Below are 1,674 nucleotides of genomic sequence, written 5' to 3'. Positions count from 1 at the left end.
AACAGACAATCCGGCAACGACGCTTGCATCACGAAAAACAAGCCGCATAATCAATCACACAAACGAGCCAGAGCCTCCAATGCTCAAGCCGCTATGATGTCCAACTTTATATGACGACGGACAAGGATGAAACGCCAAGACCTGAACGGTTTTGCGATTGATCTGGGTGGCACGAAAACGACCGCCGCTCGGATCGCAAATGGCGACATAACTGAACGCGTAACGCTGCCCACTGATCGTGACGGTGATCTGTACGCGCAACTCGACCAGATGAACGACATGCTTTCAGAGCTGGACTATTATCACGGCGCCCCACTTGGTGTCGCTGTAACCGGTAGACTCACACGCGACAAACAATGGTTCGCCGTTAATGCGGCAACCCTTCCCAAAATTTGGGACGCCCCGTTGGGTGACGCGCTGAGCGCGCGCTTTCAGGCCTCGGAGTGTTGCAATGACGCAATCGCTGCGACACTGGCGGAGGCCTTGTTCGGGGCGGGTATTGGATGTCAGGACTTTGCATATATTACTGTTTCAACAGGGGTCGGCGGCGGTTTGTATTTCAATGGAAGACCAGTATCGGGCTTTCGCGGATTGGCTGGGCATTTTGGTTTTATGACATCTCCGCTAGCACAGGAGACATGTGGATCAGGCAGAAAGGCCACGGTCGAGTCAGTTGCTGGTGGGCTTGCCATCAGTGAGGCTGCTGATAAGACCGGACATCGCGACTTTTCCGCCAAAGACGTATTTGTCTCCGCTCAAATGGGCGCAGGCTGGGCGACAAAAATTGTCGACCAATCAGCTCAAGCGATTGCAACACTAATCGCTGACATCTCGACTTCATTCGATCCCGAAAGAGTAGCAGTAGGTGGGAGTATCGGTCTGGCGGACGGTTATCTGTCTCTTGTCGAAAGCCACCTTGCAAACGAGCCTGAGCTTTTCCAAGCCTCGCTGACACTGGCTCAGCTTGGGCAGGATGGCCCTTTATTGGGAGCCTTGGCGCTTAGACAGCAATCAGACCATGCAGGTAGTGGCCCAAAGGGATGCTAAAGAATTATTCTGATTAATGTCGTCTGTATTGCAGCGATCCGTCTAATCCACACCCGCAACTCGTTCCTTGAGGTCATGATTTCCTAAGGTAGCTTTGTACGACTAGCGGTCGTCTGCACATGGCGCAGCATTGGTTAAAGTGGGCTCTTCACGATGCTTCGTCGCTTGTTGCACCAATGACTGGGATTTGGACGCCGCCGCCGCTTGCATCACCATCAAGTTGCTGGGCCATGCGCCCTTGTGGAGTAAGCTATGTCTGACAAACCCGCCTTTTGCTCACGCTGCTATTGCTGACGCAGCAATTGCTCGCGCCTGCGGCACGTCACTTGTTGCACCGCAGTAGATTTCCCAATTGCGATCATTCAATCGATCTGAATCCGCTGAAGTCCAAACCGTCATTTCACGGCAGCCAGTTTCGAACATCGAGGCAGGGGCCAAACCTGACCTGCGCTACTGCGGCCAAACTTGCGGTTTCTGCGGGCGCATTTTTCGGCTTTGGACTCATTTTTCCAGATGCTGCAATCGCTCGAACGGCAGCTATTTGGTGCCATCACCTGAGATTGAGGCTTTTTTGCATGAGTCAGAGTATGGATAGCTAGACCTGAACGTTGATTGTTGCTTCAACCT

At 52.9% G+C, this 1,674-nt stretch carries 1 protein-coding gene; it reads left to right on the top strand.

Going from position 1 to position 1,674, the window contains the following annotated elements; translation table 11 throughout:
- Positions 1-126: 126 nt before the first annotated feature.
- The gene (locus tag V6N04_RS18940; protein ID WP_371171732.1) at positions 127-1,047 is read left to right on the top strand and encodes an ROK family protein; all 921 of its coding nucleotides are present in this window, start codon (positions 127-129) and stop codon (positions 1,045-1,047) included.
- Positions 1,048-1,674: the final 627 nt, after the last annotated feature.

This window comes from Aliiroseovarius conchicola (genome assembly GCF_041403445.1).
Taxonomy (GTDB): Bacteria; Pseudomonadota; Alphaproteobacteria; order Rhodobacterales; family Rhodobacteraceae; genus Aliiroseovarius; species Aliiroseovarius conchicola.
The sequence above is the reverse complement of the archived record's forward strand: the minus strand, read 5'-3'. Positions and strand labels throughout refer to the sequence as shown.